This is a genomic window from Polaromonas sp. P1_G2 (assembly GCF_056405515.1).
Map to the genome: position 1 here is coordinate 1 of NZ_JBFUBY010001495.1, position 392 is coordinate 392.

Annotated in this window: 1 protein-coding gene; it reads left to right on the forward strand. The window is 61.7% G+C overall.

Translation table 11 applies throughout. The annotated features are described in order from the left end of the window. Positions 1–104: 104 nt before the first annotated feature. Positions 105–392: calcium-binding protein (locus AC1D0P_RS31240; RefSeq protein ID WP_477680271.1), on the forward strand; the 288-nt coding region annotated here is incomplete at its 3' end.

Consider the following 392-nt stretch of genomic DNA (forward strand, 5'->3'; position numbering starts at 1 on the left):
ACGTTGACGGTGGCGACGGTGACAACACGTTGCACCTGAGCCGTGGTTCCGGTTTCACGATCGCACTCGGTGGAGACATCGATCTCGGCGTCTATGGCGGCGATGTGACGTTCCACAATGTCGAGAATATCTTTGGCTCTGTCGGTAACGACACGATCACCGGCGACGCTGCCAATAACAGCCTGTCGGGTGGCGATGGCAACGATACATTGGCGGGTGGCGACGGCAATGATGTGCTCGCGGGCGGCACCGGCGATGATCATTTGACCGGCGCAGCCGGCAACGACACGATCAACGGCGGCGACGGCAACGATACGATCGATGGTGGCGACGGCAACAACGTCATCGACGGCGGTGCCGGCAACAATACCATGACCGGCGGGGCCGGGGAC